At 68.3% G+C, this 15,429-nt stretch carries 14 protein-coding genes; 9 read left to right on the forward strand and 5 right to left on the reverse strand.

The window, feature by feature from the left end; translation table 11 throughout:
- Positions 1–124: 124 nt before the first annotated feature.
- The 4 genes from ACTWQN_RS04875 (at position 125) to ACTWQN_RS04890 (ending at position 5,416) form a co-directional block, all read left to right on the forward strand.
- Entirely contained in the window at positions 125–907 is a 783-nt protein-coding gene (locus ACTWQN_RS04875; RefSeq protein ID WP_443202109.1) for a cytochrome c biogenesis CcdA family protein, read from the forward strand.
- Positions 907–2,529: a cytochrome c biogenesis protein ResB gene (resB, locus tag ACTWQN_RS04880; RefSeq protein WP_443202110.1), complete on the forward strand. Its 1,623-nt coding sequence runs from the start codon at positions 907–909 to the stop codon at positions 2,527–2,529. Before ACTWQN_RS04875 ends, resB begins: the two co-directional genes overlap by 1 nt.
- The gene (ccsB, locus tag ACTWQN_RS04885) at positions 2,529–3,527 is read left to right on the forward strand and encodes a c-type cytochrome biogenesis protein CcsB (protein ID WP_443202111.1); all 999 of its coding nucleotides are present in this window, start codon (positions 2,529–2,531) and stop codon (positions 3,525–3,527) included. The genes resB and ccsB overlap by 1 nt, the downstream gene beginning before the upstream one ends.
- Before the next feature lie 236 nt (positions 3,528–3,763).
- Positions 3,764–5,416: an AAA family ATPase gene (locus tag ACTWQN_RS04890; RefSeq protein ID WP_443202112.1), complete on the forward strand. Its 1,653-nt coding sequence runs from the start codon at positions 3,764–3,766 to the stop codon at positions 5,414–5,416.
- Between the two features lie 37 nt (positions 5,417–5,453).
- Here ACTWQN_RS04890 and ACTWQN_RS04895 read toward each other — a convergent pair whose 3' ends face one another.
- Both ACTWQN_RS04895 and ACTWQN_RS04900 read right to left on the reverse strand, forming a co-directional pair.
- A complete protein-coding gene (locus ACTWQN_RS04895) occupies positions 5,454–5,645 on the reverse strand; it encodes a hypothetical protein (protein WP_443202113.1) in 192 nt (63 codons plus the stop codon).
- A 391-nt stretch (positions 5,646–6,036) separates the two neighbouring features.
- Positions 6,037–6,261, reverse strand: a complete 225-nt coding sequence (locus tag ACTWQN_RS04900) for a BldC family transcriptional regulator (RefSeq protein WP_443202114.1) — start codon at positions 6,259–6,261, stop codon at positions 6,037–6,039.
- 193 nt (positions 6,262–6,454) lie between these two features.
- On the opposite strand from ACTWQN_RS04900, the gene ACTWQN_RS04905 reads away from it, so the two are divergent.
- Genes ACTWQN_RS04905 through ACTWQN_RS04915 form a run of 3 tightly spaced genes read left to right on the forward strand, consistent with a single transcriptional unit; the run spans position 6,455 to position 8,475 of the window.
- Positions 6,455–6,778 carry a DUF4229 domain-containing protein gene (locus tag ACTWQN_RS04905; RefSeq protein WP_443202115.1) on the forward strand — a complete coding sequence of 108 codons (324 nt, stop codon included), beginning with the start codon at positions 6,455–6,457 and terminating at the stop codon, positions 6,776–6,778.
- Positions 6,775–7,872 (forward strand): L-cysteine desulfhydrase Cds1, encoded by a 1,098-nt coding sequence (gene cds1 / locus ACTWQN_RS04910; RefSeq protein ID WP_443202116.1) that lies wholly within the window; start codon positions 6,775–6,777, stop codon positions 7,870–7,872. The genes ACTWQN_RS04905 and cds1 overlap by 4 nt, the downstream gene beginning before the upstream one ends.
- Positions 7,873–7,902: 30 nt before the next feature.
- Positions 7,903–8,475: a DUF3558 family protein gene (locus ACTWQN_RS04915; protein ID WP_443202117.1), complete on the forward strand. Its 573-nt coding sequence runs from the start codon at positions 7,903–7,905 to the stop codon at positions 8,473–8,475.
- Between the two features lie 13 nt (positions 8,476–8,488).
- Here the strand turns inward: ACTWQN_RS04915 and ACTWQN_RS04920 are convergent, their stop codons facing one another.
- The 3 genes from ACTWQN_RS04920 to ACTWQN_RS04930 form a co-directional block, all read right to left on the reverse strand.
- On the reverse strand, positions 8,489–9,361 hold the full coding sequence (locus ACTWQN_RS04920; RefSeq protein ID WP_443202118.1) for a 1,4-dihydroxy-2-naphthoate polyprenyltransferase: 873 nt from the start codon (positions 9,359–9,361) through the stop codon (positions 8,489–8,491).
- A 167-nt stretch (positions 9,362–9,528) separates the two neighbouring features.
- Positions 9,529–10,722, reverse strand: a complete 1,194-nt coding sequence (gene menE / locus ACTWQN_RS04925) for an o-succinylbenzoate--CoA ligase (protein WP_443202496.1) — start codon at positions 10,720–10,722, stop codon at positions 9,529–9,531.
- A 281-nt stretch (positions 10,723–11,003) separates the two neighbouring features.
- Positions 11,004–11,927, reverse strand: a complete 924-nt coding sequence (locus tag ACTWQN_RS04930) for a 1,4-dihydroxy-2-naphthoyl-CoA synthase (RefSeq protein WP_443202119.1) — start codon at positions 11,925–11,927, stop codon at positions 11,004–11,006.
- A 135-nt stretch (positions 11,928–12,062) separates the two neighbouring features.
- Here ACTWQN_RS04930 and menD point away from each other — a divergent pair, with 135 nt between their 5' ends.
- Both menD and ACTWQN_RS04940 read left to right on the forward strand, forming a co-directional pair.
- A complete protein-coding gene (gene menD / locus ACTWQN_RS04935; protein ID WP_443202120.1) occupies positions 12,063–13,733 on the forward strand; it encodes a 2-succinyl-5-enolpyruvyl-6-hydroxy-3-cyclohexene-1-carboxylic-acid synthase in 1,671 nt (556 codons plus the stop codon).
- Between the two features lie 182 nt (positions 13,734–13,915).
- Positions 13,916–15,418: a M1 family metallopeptidase gene (locus ACTWQN_RS04940; RefSeq protein ID WP_443202121.1), complete on the forward strand. Its 1,503-nt coding sequence runs from the start codon at positions 13,916–13,918 to the stop codon at positions 15,416–15,418.
- Positions 15,419–15,429: the final 11 nt, after the last annotated feature.

Raw genomic sequence — 15,429 nt, forward strand, 5'->3', positions numbered from 1 at the left:
CGCGGGACCAAAGGCCCTGGCGGTCTTGCCGCACGCCTGGCCGGACGCGTTCACCAGGGACGATGTGGGCCGCTTCACCCAGCCCGGTGCATGGTCGTGGTCTTGACTTTCCTACCCTCGAAGCGTGAACCCCACCGAGCTCGCCGCGTCCGGTCCGCTGCTGTTCGCGGCGGCCGTCGCAGCGCTCGCCGGGGCGATCAGCTTCGCTTCGCCCTGCGTGGTGCCGCTGGTGCCCGGCTACCTGGCCTACCTGGCCGGGGTCGTCGGCGCCGAGTCCCCGCCGATCGACGTCGCGGAGGCGGAGCAGGGCCGCCGCGGACGTTGGCGGGTGGCCGGAGCAGCCCTGCTCTTCGTGGCGGGATTCAGCGTGGTGTTCGCTGCCGGTGCGCTCCTCCTCCTCGGGCTGTCGGACGTTCTGCTGGCCAACGAGCTGATCTTGCAGCGCATCGGCGGGGTCGTCACGGTTGCGATGGGACTGGTGTTCCTCGGCCTGGTGCCCGCCTTGCAACGTGATGTGCGGGTGCACAGCGTGCCTCGCGCCGGAGTGTGGGGAGCACCGCTGCTGGGCGCCGTTTTCGGCCTCGGGTGGACCCCGTGCCTCGGGCCGACGTTGGTCGGTGTCATTTCGGTAGCGGCGGGCACCGACGTCGACGCGGGCACCGCGGTCCGCGGTGTGCTGCTGGTCGTCGCCTACTGCTTCGGGCTCGGTGCGCCGTTCGTGCTGCTCGCCATCGGCGCGAGGTGGGCCGTCCGCAGCGCCGGGTGGCTGCGGCGGCGGGGCCGCGCCATCCAGATCACAGGTGGTGCGCTGCTGGTGGTGGTGGGCCTGCTGCTCGTCACCGGTTTGTGGGGAGAGCTGATCTCGATGCTTCGTGGCCCGATCGCCGGTTTCGAGACGCCGATCTGATGCGCAGCTACCTGATCACCACCTTGGCGTTCCTGCGCAACACCTGGCGCGGGTTGACTTCCATGCGCACCGCGCTGGTGCTGCTGTTCCTGCTCGCGCTGGCCGCGTTGCCCGGCGCGCTGATCCCGCAGCGCTCGCTGAACCAGTCCGAAGTGGACCGGTACTTCCGCGACTACCCGACGCTGGCGCCGATCCTCGACAAACTTGGCGCGTTCGAGGTCTTCAGCTCGGTCTGGTTCGCCTCCATCTACGTTCTGCTGTTCATCTCCCTGATCGGCTGTCTGCTGCCGCGCTGCTACGAGTACTACAAGCAGTGGCGCAGCAAGCCGGTGCGCACACCGCGCAACCTCGCCCGGCTGCCGCACCACGAGTCGGCCACGCTCGACGTCTCCGCCGACGAGGTGCTGGCCGCGGCCCGCAACCGGCTGCGCGGCTGGCGGATGGTCGAACGTGACGAAGCCGGCGGCACGCGTTCGATCAGCGCCGAGCGCGGATTCCTGCGCGAAATCGGCAACCTCGTCTTCCACTTCGCCCTGGTCGGTCTGCTCATCTGCGTAGCGGGCGGCAAGCTGTACGGCTACGAAGGCCAGGTCATCGTGCTGGCCGACGGCTCCGAGTTCTGCAACTCCGGGACCTACAACTACGACTCCTTCCGCGCTGGGCTGACCGTCGACGGCACCCAGCTCAGCCCGTTCTGCGTGCGCGTCAACGATTTCGACGTCAAGTACCTGCCGACCGGGCAGGTCGAGAGCTTCCGGGTCGACACGCAGTACCAGTCCGGCGACGACCTGCAGACCAACACGTGGCGCCCGTACCTGCTGCAGGTCAACCATCCGCTGCGCACGGCGGGTGACCGCATCTACCTCAGCGGCAACGGATACGCCCCGAAGTTCACGGTGACCTTCCCCGACGGCCAGCAGCGCACCGGAATCGTGCAGTGGCAGCCGGTTTCCACCCAGACGATGCTTTCCCAGGGCGCGACCAAGTTCGATCCGCCAGGGGTGCAGGACGAGACGCAGCGTCGCCAGAACCAACTGGCGATCACCGGCTTGTTCGCCCCCACCGCCGCCTTCGACGGGTCAGTGCTGAGCTCCGGTTTCCCGGACTTGTTGGACCCGACGGTGGCCGTGGACGTGCTGCGCGGCGATCTCGGGCTCGACTCCGGGCGCGGCCAGTCGATCTTCGGAGTGGACCAGTCGATGGTGGACCAGGGCAGGCTCAAGCGGGTTGCCCGCGAGAACCTGCGCCTTGGCCAGGAGATCACCCTCGACGACGGCACCAAGGTCCGCTTCGACGGCGCCGAACGCTGGGCCAACCTGCAGATCTCGCATGATCCGTTCCAGCCGTGGGTGCTCGGCTTCGCCATCGCGATCATCTTCGGCATCGGCACTTCGCTGATCATCAAACGCCGCCGGGTGTGGGTCCGGGTCGGGCCGAACCCGGAACCGGGCGAATCCGGTTCCGCGCGTACCGTTGTCGAAGTCGGCGGACTCGCCCGCACCGATCAGGCTGGCTATGGCGAGGAGTTCACCAAGCTGGCCGCTGACCTGCTGGGCACGGGTGTCGCCCACGCGCCGCAGTCCCGCGCGGTTGCCGGACCCGCGCGCGAAAGGAAGAGCTGATGTCGGTCAATGAGACGCTGTCGACCTACAGCGACATGGCGTACGCGACCTCCGTGGTCATCTACATCGCCGCGATGCTGCTGTACTTCGGCGAATTCGCCTACGGCAGGACCGGGCCGGTCGGCCACCGACGCGAGTCGGCGCTGGTCAACGCTGGCGGCGGGTCCACCGCGACCGGTGTGATCGGCCACGTGGCGACTCCGAAGAAGCGTCCGCTGGCCGAGCGGCTGGGCGGTATGGCCGTCTCCATGACCGTGCTCGGCGCGCTGGTGCACGCTGCCTCCCTCCTGCTGCGCGGTTTTGCCACCGGCCGGGTGCCGTGGGGCAACATGTACGAGTTCGGCTCGGCGATCTGCCTCGCCGCGGTGATCGCGTGGCTGATCGTGCTGTTCCGGCAGTTGCGCACCGAGCGGCGGGACACCACCGCGGCGCAGCTGCGCGGGCTCGGCGGCTTCCTGATGCTGCCGGTGGTGGTGCTGCTGTTCCTGTCCGGCACGGTGCTCTACGCCCAGGCCGCGCCGCTGCAGCCAGCCCTGCAGTCCTACTGGATCGTGATCCACGTGACCGCGGCGATCATCTCCAGCGGTGCCCTGCTGTTCGCCGGTGTCGCCAGCGTGCTGTACGTGGTGCGCTCCGGGTACGAGAACAACCCGCTGAAGATGGCCAAGTTCGGCTCCCGGCTGCCGACCAGCCAGGCGCTGGACCGGATCGCCTACCGCGCCACCGTGATCATCTTCCCGGTCTGGACGTTCGCCATCGTCGCGGGCGCGATCTGGGCGGAGGCGGCCTGGGGCCGCTTCTGGGGCTGGGACCCGAAGGAGACCTGCTCGTTCATCGCGTGGGTCGTCTACGCCGCTTACCTGCACGCCCGGGCCACCGCCGGTTGGCGGGGCGTTCGTGCCGCGTGGATCAACATCTTCGGTCTGGCAGTCATGATCTTCAACCTGTTCTTCATCAACATCGTTGTCGCCGGGCTTCACTCGTACGCTGGACTGTGAGCTCATGATCGGTGGTCGCCGGGGCACCGAGGTACCTCGATCGCAGCGGGCGCACTGCCCTGCGGACTGCCCGCCACCTGGGCAATCCGGGCTCGGCGAGCGGTGATCGGTGGCGGAGTCGACCAGCCACCCCCGGTGACTTGCGGGTATATCTGGGACTACCGTGCCTTGCTGGGGCGGGGAGATCTCGATTCGGTCCGGCAGGGCCCGACTCGATTGTTGGAGGGACGGCAACGGTGACCGGACAGTACGAAGAGTCCGAAGCACGGCAGGAGACTGGTGCTGCCGCGACGCAGGCCGATGGTGCGATCGCCGAGCCGCAAGCCATCGGCAACGGTGCGATGCAGCCCCCGGAAGGGCAGTACGTCGAGCCGGAGACGTCGCCGGGACAACCGCATCCGAGCACACCGCATCCGAGCACACCGCACCCGACACCGTCGTATGTGGACCCGTCGCTGGCCGAGCAGTCGGGGCCGCATTCCGGGCCGTATCCGGTCGGCGATGCGCCGCAGCCGTACTACCCGGGCGGTGCACCGACCGGTGCCGCAGTGCCACCGCAGTACGCCGACCCGAGCCGGTCCGGTCCGCAGCAGTTCCCGGCAGGGCCGTACTACGGCGATGCGACGGCATCCGGCCCGCACCACCAACCGAACGTTTCGGGGCCGCACGCGGTACCCGGAGCGCAGTCGGGGCCCTACTCGGTTTCCGGCGGGCCGTCCGGACCATTTCCACCAGTTTCCGGCGGGCCGTCCGGACCATTTCCACCAGCTTCCGGCGGGCCGTCCGGACCGTACCCGGCGCCAGGGGATCAACCGTTCCCCGGGCAGCAGCCGCCAGGGCAGCAGCCATACGGGCAGCAGTTTCAGCAGGGCGGGCCGCAACCGGGCCCGCAGCAGTCGTTTTCGTCATATCCCCAGGCTGCTCCATCCGCAGGCAGCGGGGATCGGCCATTCGGCCAGGACCTCTCGTCCGCTCAGCTACTCCGACAGAGCAAGAGGTCACCCCAAACCGGCTGGCGCAAGGCCGTCTACCTGGCCAGCGGCAAAACGGTGAACTTCGGCGAAGGACCAGCCGATCGGCTGCGCCGCGAGCTGATCACCAGGGTCAACCAACCGCTGCAGGGCTGCTACAAGATCGCGATGCTCAGCCTCAAGGGCGGTGTCGGCAAGACCACGACCACCGCGACGCTCGGCTCGACCTTCTCCTCGCTGCGCGGCGACCGGGTGATCGCCGTCGACGCGAACCCCGACCGCGGCACGCTGAGCCAGAAGATTCCGCTGGAGACCACCGCGACCGTCCGCCACCTGCTGCGGGACGCACACCGGATCCGCAAGTACAGCGACGTCCGCGCGTACACCTCGCAGGGGCCCAGCCGGCTGGAGATCCTCGCCAGCGAGCAGGACCCGGCCGTGTCGGAGGCGTTCAGCGAAGACGACTACCGGCGCACCGTCACGCTGCTGGAGCACTTCTACAACGTGGTGCTGACCGACTGCGGCACCGGTTTGATGCACTCCGCCATGAAAGGCGTGCTGGACCTGGCGGATTCGCTGGTCATCGTGTCGTCAAGCTCGATCGACGGGGCGCGCAGCGCTTCGGCCACATTGGACTGGCTGGATGCGCACGGGTACGGCGACCTGGTGGTCCGGTCCGTCGCGGTGATCAACTCGGTGCGCCCGGCGTCCGGCAAGGTCGACGTGGACAAGCTCGCGGCGCACTTCGCGGCGCGTTGCCGCGCGGTCTCGAAGATTCCGTTCGACCCGCACCTGGAGGAGGGTGCCGAGGTCGAGTTGGACCGGCTCGACGCGTCGACGCGCATGGCGCTGTTGGAACTCGCTGCGATCGTGGCCGACGACTTCCCGCACGCGCCGGGTCGCAACCGGCAGGCCTGATGCCGGTGTGGGCGCAACTCGCCCACACCGCCAGCGGTCAGTCTTCTTCCCTCGGGTGGGGTTTGCGCTGCTGCTCGTCGAGCCGACGCAGGAAATCCGGATCGTCATCCGGCGCGATCGGCGCCTGCCGGGGGCGCCGCCGAGCAGCCCGGCCCGCGTCGGGGCCGAACGCCTTCCACATCAGCACGACGATGGTGAGCGCACCGATCGCTGCCAGCACATAGATCATCGTGGCCACCTCCAACTCTCCCGCTTCGAGATTAGCCAATCCCAGCTGCGGATGTCGTAGTCGTAGGTGGCACTGCCGATGGCGGATCCAGGTGGCGCCTCGCTGGGTGGGCGAGGAGCCACCTGGATCGGCGGTCGTCCGCGGACCGCCAGCGATCTTCAGTTCTTCGTTCCTCGGTGGTGGGTGCCTCAGCGATCGAGCGGAGATGAGCAATCGTCGGGCCGCTCAACGCACCGTCGCGGCTTCTCAGGCGTCGTCTCGCCGGTCCAGGCGGCCCCCCGGTGGTGAAGGGGAGATCCTGGGGCGAGGCGGCGTCTGAGGTTCCGCTACCGGCATGCTGCGCGAGCCGTTCTGAGCACCCTGTTCAGCTGAGGTGAGCGGGCGGCTTCCTTCAGACCGTCCGGTTGACGTCGTTGGTCAGTTCGGCGAGCAGGGTGCGAACCTCGGACTCGCGGAAGCGGCGGTGGCCGCCGGGAGTCCGGATGGAGCCGATCCGGCCAGCGGTCGCCCACCGCGTCACGGTCTTGGGATCGACCCGGAAAAGCGCCGCGACCTCACCGGGGGTGAGGAGCTGCTCCTGACCGTTCTGGCGAGGTTGCTGGGTCGTCGCGGTCACAGGTGACCTCCACGTTGCGAGATGGTTATTCGGGCATTCCGGTCGCATCCTGGCACTTGGATGGTCAGGTACTCGAACATTTGGGTTTAGGTAAAGGGAAGGTAAGGGACGAAAACGGCGCTTCGGGCGAGGCGCGAGCCGTCCCCGTGGGCGCCCGGCCAGGCGTTCATCCGATTGCTCTACCCTGGATGACGTGCAGGAACAGCAAGGCTCCGAAACTGCGGGCGGGCGCTTGAGGTCGAGCCTCGCGCGGGACATCGCGCTCTATACCGCCGCCAGGCTGGCGATGGTGCTCGCGCTGACCGCAGTGCTGGAGCTGGTCACTGGGGCGCACGTGCCGATGCTGGTCGCGCTGGCGGTGTCGGTCGTGGTGGCGATGCCGTTGTCGCTGCTGGTGTTCGGTGGACTGCGCCGCCGGGTCGCCGCCGGAATGGCTGAGCGGTCGGCTGAGCGCCGATCCCGCCGCGAAGAGCTCCGCGCCCAGTTGCGCGGCGAGCGAGCCCCGGACGCCCGGTGAGCAGCAGCATCGACCGTTCCTGCGCGAGAACCCGAGGTTGGACCAGCGAGGCGGTCCGCATCATCGAGGCCGATGCGAATCGGAGCGCGGACACCCATCTGCTGCGCTATCCGCTGCCTGCGCAGTGGGGCATTGATCTTTATCTCAAGGATGAGTCAACACATCCGACTGGCTCGCTCAAGCACCGGCTGGCCCGATCGCTGTTCCTCTACGCGATCTGCAACGGTTGGGTGACGGAAAACACACCTGTCATCGAGGCTTCGTCGGGTTCCACGGCGGTTTCCGAGGCCTACTTCGCGCGTCTGCTGGGCCTGCCGTTCATCGCCGTGATGCCGCGCTCGACGAGCCGCGAGAAGGTGTCGCTGATCGAGTGGCAGGGCGGTCGCTGCCACTTCGTGGACGAGCCAGGTGCGATCTACGTCGAATCCCGTCGGCTGGCCGCCGAACTCGGCGGGCACTTCATGGACCAGTTCACCCATGCCGAGCGCGCCACCGACTGGCGGGGCAACAACAACATCGCCGAATCGATCTTCGAGCAGCTGGCGCTGGAACCGCACGTCGAGCCCACCTGGGTGGTGGTCGGCGCGGGCACCGGCGGTACCTGCGCGACGATCGGGCGCTACCTGCGCTACCGGCGGCACAGCACGAGGCTGGCCGTCGTGGACCCGGAGCACTCGGTGTTCTTCGACGCCTGGCGGGACGGCGACCCGACCCGCACCAGCGACTCCGGCTCGCTGATCGAGGGCATCGGGCGGCCGCGCGTGGAACCGTCGTTCATCGGGCAGGCGATCGACCGGATGATCAAGGTGCCGGACGCGGCGTCGATCGCCACCATCCGCTGCGTCGAACGGGTCCTGGGACGGCGCGTCGGAGGATCTACCGGGACGAACCTGTGGGGTGCGTTCGCCCTGGTGTCGGAGCTGATCCAGCAGGGATGCACCGGCAGCATCGTGACGTTGCTCTGCGACGGCGGGGAGCGCTACACGCACACCTACTACGACGACGACTGGGTCGCGCAGCGCGGCCTGGAGCTGAGCGCGCCACTGGCGGTTCTGGACCACTTCCACGCCACCGGTGAGTTCCGGGCAGACTAGGCGGCTCCCGGAGTCCGCACAGGGAGGTTGGTGTCCGTGAGGCGTCGCGGTTGGCTGCCCGCAGCAGTGCTGCTCGGGGTGGTGTCCGGTTGCACACCGGGCGACCAGGCCCCACCTGCTGCCGAGCCGTCGACGCAGTCCAGCTCGGCCGAGCAGTCCGCGCCGGAGTCCGCAGCACCGTCGATCATCCGGAACGTGCCTCCTGAACAGCGCAAGCAGCTCGCCGGGCTGTCAGCTGACCAGCTGTGCGGATTGGTCGAGCTGGATCAGTTGGGCGCGTTGGCCTTCCCGGTCGAACGCGGCCAACCGCGCGAGATCGGCTTCGATCCACCGGTGCGCGGGTGCAGCTTCGAGGCGCGCTCCGGCGGGCGTTCGGTGTTGATCGGCGCCCAACCGGCGGGGTTCGCGACGCTCGGCCGCGAGGAGGTGGATCTGGGCACCGTGCACGGCACCCAGACCCTGCACGCCGGCGACTGCACCGTTTACGCGGGTGCGGCGGGCGCGACGCTGCAGATTTCGGTGACGGTCGGCGAAGCGGACACCGATCAGTGCCAAACGGCGCAGCACGTCACGCAGTACGTCCTGGCCGCCTTGGTGGTGTGAGCCCTTCGGGCGGCTAGCCGAAGGTCAGGGCGAGACCGGTGATGATCGACCACGCCAGCATGGCGAAGCCGGTATCGCGCAGCGCCGGGATCAGCGCACGTCCCTGCCCGCCGCCCGCAACCGCGCGCAGCGGGACGATGAGCATCGGCAACGCGAGGAAGCCGAGCAGCGCCCAGGAGTTCCGCAACCCGATCAGGACCGTGATCAGGAACGGGATGAGCGTCAGGGCGACGTAGAGCGTGCGGGTGTCGCGGTCGCCGAGCATCACCGCGAGGGTCCGCTTGCCGGTTTCGCGATCGGATGGGATGTCGCGGAGGTTGTTGGCCACCAGGACCGCGCAGGACAGCGATCCGACTCCGACCGCGGCGCCGACGCCGAAACCGGAAAGCGTGTCGGACTGCACGTACATGGTGCCGAGCACCGCGATCAGGCCGAAGAAGATGAACACGGCGATCTCGCCCAGACCCGCGTAGCCGTACGGGTGGGAGCCGCCGGTGTAGTACCAGGCCCCGGCGATGCAGAGCGCGCCGATGGCCAGTAGCCACCAATGTCCACTGAGGACAACCACGACGAGGCCCGCTACCGCGGCCAGTCCGAAGCAGGTCCAGGCCGCCGTGCGTACCGCGGCTGGCTGGGCCGAACCCGAGCCGACCAGCCGGAACGGGCCAATCCGGTCGTTGTCGGTGCCGCGGATGCCATCGGAGTAGTCGTTGGCGAAGTTCACGCCGATGATCAACAGCAGTGAAACGGCCAAGGCGAGTACTGCGGTCAAGGGGTCGAACCCGTCCACCCCAGCCGCCGCGCCGGTTCCGGCGAGTACCGGTGCGATCGCGTTCGGGAACGTCCGAATGCGAGCGCCTTCGATCCATTGAGCGACAGTCGCCATGTGAGTAATCTTCGCGCACCGGTGCGGCCGGTCGGCGGGAGCCTCCCCGCAGGACTTGAACGGGTCGTCCGGGGGCGTTGGTGCCGCGATCGTCACTCGCGACCTCACGGGGTGCGGGACCGTCGCTGATCGGCTCTGAACGCAGTTGGCTGGCCGGGTTCGCAGGCTCAACAACCTGCGAGGCGAGTGGCCAAGGCGCGTCGGTCCGGTTTTCCCGGTCCACGCAGCGGCAACTCCGGGAGGAAGACGATCCGCTTCGGTGCCGCAGCCGCGTTCAGCCGCTCGCGCACCGCGTTCCGGAGAGCATCCGGAGACGGCGGTTCGGCCGGGTCGGTCGGCACGACTGCGGCGACCACCGCCTGCCCCCACTCGGGATCCGGTACGCCGAGCACGCACGCTTCGCGGACCCCCGCCTGTTCGGTGATGACCCGTTCGACCGACAGCGGGGCGACGTTGACACCGCCGGTGATGATCATGTCGTCGGTCCGGCCCAGCACCTCCAGCCGGTCACGCTGCCAGCAGCCCAGATCGCCGGTCTGGAACCACCCGTCGGTGAACGCCGCCGCTGTCGGCTGATGCCGGTAGCCCCTGGCCAACATCGGTCCGGCCAGTTGGATGGGACCGGTCGAGCCGTCGATGCGGACCTTCGCGATGTCCAACGGCTGCCCGTCGTAAACGCAGCCGCCCGACGTTTCGCTCATCCCGTACGTCGTGGTCACGCGGACGCCGCAGTCCCGTGCCCGCTGCCGCAGGGCCGGTGGGGTGGCGGCGCCGCCGAGCAGCACCGCGGCGAATTTCCGCAGCGCGGCCAGGCCGTCGCCGCCCGCGTTCAGCAGCCGGGACAGCTGAGTGGGCACCAGGGCTGTGTAGTGCGGGCCGTCGGCGGCGAGCACCTGCCGCGCTGCGGCGGCGAACCGGTCGGGGCGAAAACCGTCGGACGTGTCGACGGCATGCGGGCGGGTTCCGGCGAGCACGGCGCGGACCAGGACCTGGATGCCCGCGACGTGGTGCGCGGGCATCGCGAGCAGCCAGTTGCCGGGGCCGCCGAGGTGGCGGTGGGTGGCTTCGGCGGAAGCGCGCAGCGCCGATGCCGCGAGCAGCACGCCTTTCGGGGCGCCGGTGGAGCCGGATGTGGCGATGACCAGCGCCGTCGGGTCGTTGGTGGGGTCTTCATCGGCGGTCAGCGCAGTACCGCCGATGAGGGCGTCGATGAGTCGTTGGGACTCCACCGCCCTGTCCCCGGCGACCGGCAGCAGGGCGGGCCCGTCGCCGCCCAGCGCTCGCGTCAAGGCAGGTAGCACGGTCAACGCACCGGTTCCCGGAGGCACGGGAAGCGGCTGCAGGTCGCGGGCTTTCGGCATGCGGCCATTGTCGACGAGCACCGGCGCGGCGAAATCCGGTGCCCCGCCGACAGCTCCGAATTCGATCACCTGTTCTAGCGATCAAGTGTTCGATTTTGGGGGCCGATGAGATTGGTACGCGGCTGGAGAGGAGCGAAGAAATGATGGTCTTGATCGTGCTGATGTGCCCGGCCGACCTGCTGGTCGATCTCTTCGACAGGTGGTCGGCGGACGAACGTGGCCGGGACCGGTTCTGTGCCGGGGCAAGCGGTTCGAGGCCGCCTGAAACCGGTCCCGACCGTTCAGAAGTACCAGGGGAAGGCGGACCAGTCCGGGGTTCGCTTCTGCAGGAACGAATCGCGTCCTTCGAGGGCCTCGTCGGTCATGTAGGCGAGGCGGGTTGTCTCGCCCGCGAACAGCTGCTGGCCGACCAGCCCGTCGTCGATGGCGTTGAACGCGTACTTGAGCATGCGCTGAGCGGTCGGGGACTTGCCGTTGATCTCGCGAGACCACTGCAGTGCGGTGGTTTCCAACTCGTCGTGCGGGATGACCGCGTTGACCATGCCCATCTGGTGGGCCTGCTCGGCGGTGTAGGGCCGTCCCAGGAAGAAGATCTCGCGGGCGAACTTCTGGCCGACCTGGCGGGCGAGGTAGGCCGAGCCGAAGCCGCCGTCGAAACTGCCGACGTCGGCATCGGTCTGCTTGAAGCGGGCGTGCTCGGCGCTGGCGAGCGTGAGATCGCACACGACGTGCAGGCTGTGCCCGCCACCGGCGGCCCAACCGGGCACGACCGCGATGACGATCTTCGGCATGAACCGGATCAGCCGCTGCACCTCCAGGATGTGCAGCCGTCCGGCGCGGGCTGGATCGACGGTATCGGCGGTCTCCCCGTCGGCGTACTGGTACCCGGAACGACCACGAATCCGCTGATCGCCGCCGGAGCAGAAAGCCCAACCGCCGTCCTTGGTGGACGGGCCGTTGCCGGTGAGCAGCACGCAGCCGACATCGCTGGTCATGCGTGCGTGGTCCAGGGCGCGGTACAGCTCGTCGACGGTGTGCGGGCGGAACGCGTTGCGGACTTCCGGGCGGTCGAATGCGATGCGTACGGTGCCTTTCCCAGGGCCGTCCTCAACGCAGCGGTGATATGTGATGTCGGTGAAGTCGAAGCCCCTCACGGGCTCCCACGAAGCCGGATCGAACAGCTCAGAGACACGGGGATTCTGCACACCTGGGACAATAGGCGCAGCAAGTGCTTGGCGCGGGGGCCTCCCCGCAGCTGCCCGGCGCCTGCGGGGACGACGGCGAGGTGGACCATGGCCTCCTCGACCGGAGTCCGCCGAACGATGTTCAGAGGTGATCGGTTGAATCCGTCCACGGCGCAGGCTGAGGTCATCGTCGACGAGCTCGTCCGCAACGGGGTGCAGCAGGTGGTGCTCTCCCCGGGATCCCGCAACGCACCTCTGTCTTACGCATTGCACCGAGCCGCGTACGCAGAGCGGTTGCGGCTGCACGTTCGCATCGATGAGCGCAGCGCGGGATTCCTCGCGTTGGGGTTGGCGGCTCGGACGAAGTTGCCGGTAGCGGTGGTCTGCACGTCGGGCACCGCTGCGACGAATCTGCATCCGGCGGTCAGTGAGGCGTACCACTCCGGTGTCCCGTTGATCGTGCTGACCGCGGATCGTCCGCCGGAACTGCGCGCCGCAGGTGCCAATCAGACCATCGATCAGCACCGGCTGTTCGGTGCTGAGGTCCGGCTGTTCGACGAGCTGGCGGTCGCTGAGCACCGACCGGGGCAGAACGCCTACTGGCGAAGCCAGATGTGTCGCGCTTGGCACGCGGCGTCCAGCGGAACGCGGGGCGGCCCGGTGCACCTGAACCTCCCGTTCCGGGAACCGCTGGTGCCCACCGGGGACGATCAGTGGTGCGAGTCGCTGGCCGGACGCCCGGCCGGGGCCCGGTGGACGGCGGTCGCCGAGCACGGTTTCGCGCCGAGCGCATTATCCCGAGTGCACGCCCGACGCGGGCTCGTGCTGGTTGCCGACTGGGGCGCCGAGGGCGCCAGCGAATGGGGCGACCGGTATGGCTGGCCGGTGTTGTCGGAGTCCGGTGGTGTGGGACTTGGCGGCTCAGCGGCGATCAGCACTGGGATGTGGCTGCTGAACCTGCCCGAGTTCATGCAGAACCACCGCCCCGAACAGGTGCTGTGCGTCGGCCGTCCGACAGTGTTCCGGCAGGTGCAGCAACTGCTGGCGAACACCGATGTGGAAGTGCTGCTCGCACATGGCGGAGTGGATTGGCCAGCTCCGGCGCACAACCTGCGAGAGGTCGCGGAGACCTTCGGCGATGCGTCGAGACACACCGATCCCGACTGGCTCACCGGATGGCAGCAAGCCGACCAGAAGGCGTCCGCGGCCCTGCATGCGGCGCTCGACCTGGAGCGTTGGCCGAGTGGACCTGCCGTGGCGCGCGAGGTCGTCGATGCGCTGCCCGAGCGGGCGCTGCTGGTTTTGGGGTCGTCGAACCCGAGTCGGGATGTGGCTCTCGCCGCACGGCAACGGTCCGATGTGGTCGTGCACCGCAACCGGGGCGTTGCTGGCATCGACGGCACGGTGTCCACCGCGATCGGTGCGGCCGTCGCCCACGGCCGACCGGCTTACGCACTGTTGGGTGACCTGACTTTTCTGCACGACAGCAACGGATTGATTCTTGGCCCGTACGAACAGCGGCCGGATCTGACGATCGTGGTGCTCAACGACGATGGCGGTGGCATTTTCGCGCTGCTGGAACAGGGAAGTCCCGAGCACCGGGATGCCTTCGAGCGCGTCTTCGCCACGCCGCACGGCACCGACATCGGAAAGCTCTGCGCGGCGCACGGTGTCGAACACGTGCTGGTACGACAGCGTTCCGAGTTCACCGCTGCCCTGCGGTGGTGCCCTGGGCTGCGGGTCGTCGAGGTGCGGGCGGATCGAGCCGAGTTGCGGTCTGTCCACAAGCGGCTGCTGGCTGCCGTTCGTTCGGCGCTGCTCGGGTGATCGCCTTGATCAGTTGATCATCGCGATCACCTGATCGTGATCGCCCGTGTCGGGCTCGCCCTATCGGGTGGATTCGCGGATTTTCGCCGCATTCTGGGAAAAACCTGCCCTAGTAAAACATGCCTGGTAGATATGACCTTCCTTACTCTCCTACCGGACCATGACTCTCTAGGAGGTGGCAGGTGTTTCGACGAAACGGCCTGCGAGCGACGGCGGCAGCGTGCTGTGCAACGGCTTTGCTCGCCACACCGGCGCTGGCTGGCAGCGACGAGCCCGGGGCGCCGGGTGTGGGTGATGGCTACTTCCCGGGTTACGGCAACGGTGGGTATGACGTCTCGCACTACGACATCCAGGTGCGGTACCAACCTGTGGACGATCACTTGCAGGGCACCACGACGATCGTGGCGAAACCGACGCAGAACCTGACCGCGTTCAACCTGGACTTCGCACTGCCCACCAAATCGGTGCGGGTCAACGGCGCTCCCGCGCAGTTCGCGCAGGACGGTTCGGAGCTGACGGTGACCCCATCGGAGACGCTGCCGGAAGGGAGTCTGGCGACCTTCGTCGTCGAATACGAAGGCGTGCCTTCGACGGTCGAGGTCGATGGCCTGAAGCCGTGGATCCGCACCTCCGACGGTGCGCTCGCGGTCGGCCAGCCCGAGATCTCGGCCTGGTGGTTCCCCGGCAACGATCACCCCAGGGACAAGGCCACTTTCGACATCGCCGTCACGGTGCCCGACGGCACCGAGGTGGTTTCCAATGGCGTGAACACCAGGAACTCCAGCCTGGCGGGCTGGACCACCTGGAAGTGGCGCAACACCAAACCGACCGCCACCTACCTGGCGTTCATCGGCGTCGGGCAGTACGAGACCAGCACCAAGACCGGGGCGTTCGGGCAGCCGCTGGTCACCGCCTACTCCGAGAACCTCGGCGAATTCGAGGGAGCTGCGAAGGCCAGTGTCGAACGCACCCCGGAGATCGTGGAATTCCTGACCAGCCTGCTCGGGGAGTACCCGTTCGATGCGCAGGGTGGCCTGGTGTCCTCGGAAGGGCTGGAGTTCGCGTTGGAGAACCAGACCCGGCCGACCTACAGCCACCTGTTCTTCCGAGACGGGGCGAACACCTCGGTGGTGGTGCACGAGAACGCGCACCAGTGGTTCGGCGACTCCGTGTCGGTGGACAGCTGGCGCGACATCTGGCTCAACGAGGGCTTCGCCTCGTACGCGGAGTGGCTCTGGTCGGAGCAGCAGGGCACCGGTACCGCCCAGGAACTCTTCGACCACTACTACGCCGCCCACCCGGCGGACGACCCGTTCTGGCAGGTCCTGCCGGGCGATCCCGGTGCGCAGAACGTGTTCCACGACGCCGTGTACGACCGTGGCGCGATGACCTTGCACGCGCTGCGCAACGTGGTCGGTGACGCGGCACTGCTCGACATCGCCCGAACCTGGGCGGCGGAGAAGCGCTACGGCAACGGCACCATCGAAGAGTTCGTCGCGCTCGCCGAGCAGCGCTCCGGCAAGCAACTCGACGAACTGTTCAACACTTGGTTGTTCACCAAGGGCAAGCCTGCGGTCGGCGAAGCGACCGGGGTGCCTGCCAGCGCGCTGCACGTCGCGGCAGCACCACCGAAGGCGGTGGCGGAAATCGACCGGACGCACGCCCTGCTGCACGAGCACAAATGAGAGAAGCGCAG

The organism is Saccharopolyspora antiqui (assembly GCF_052246905.1).
GTDB lineage: Bacteria > Actinomycetota > Actinomycetes > Mycobacteriales > Pseudonocardiaceae > Saccharopolyspora.

Coding starts and splice junctions, on each gene's coding strand:
- resB (WP_443202110.1), top strand. CDS start 907: ATGCGCAGCTACCTGATCACCACCTTGGCGTTCCTGCGCAACACCTGG.
- ccsB (WP_443202111.1), top strand. CDS start 2,529: ATGTCGGTCAATGAGACGCTGTCGACCTACAGCGACATGGCGTACGCG.
- ACTWQN_RS04895 (WP_443202113.1), bottom strand. CDS start 5,645: ATGATCTATGTGCTGGCAGCGATCGGTGCGCTCACCATCGTCGTGCTG.
- ACTWQN_RS04920 (WP_443202118.1), bottom strand. CDS start 9,361: ATGGCGACTGTCGCTCAATGGATCGAAGGCGCTCGCATTCGGACGTTC.
- menE (WP_443202496.1), bottom strand. CDS start 10,722: ATGCCGAAAGCCCGCGACCTGCAGCCGCTTCCCGTGCCTCCGGGAACC.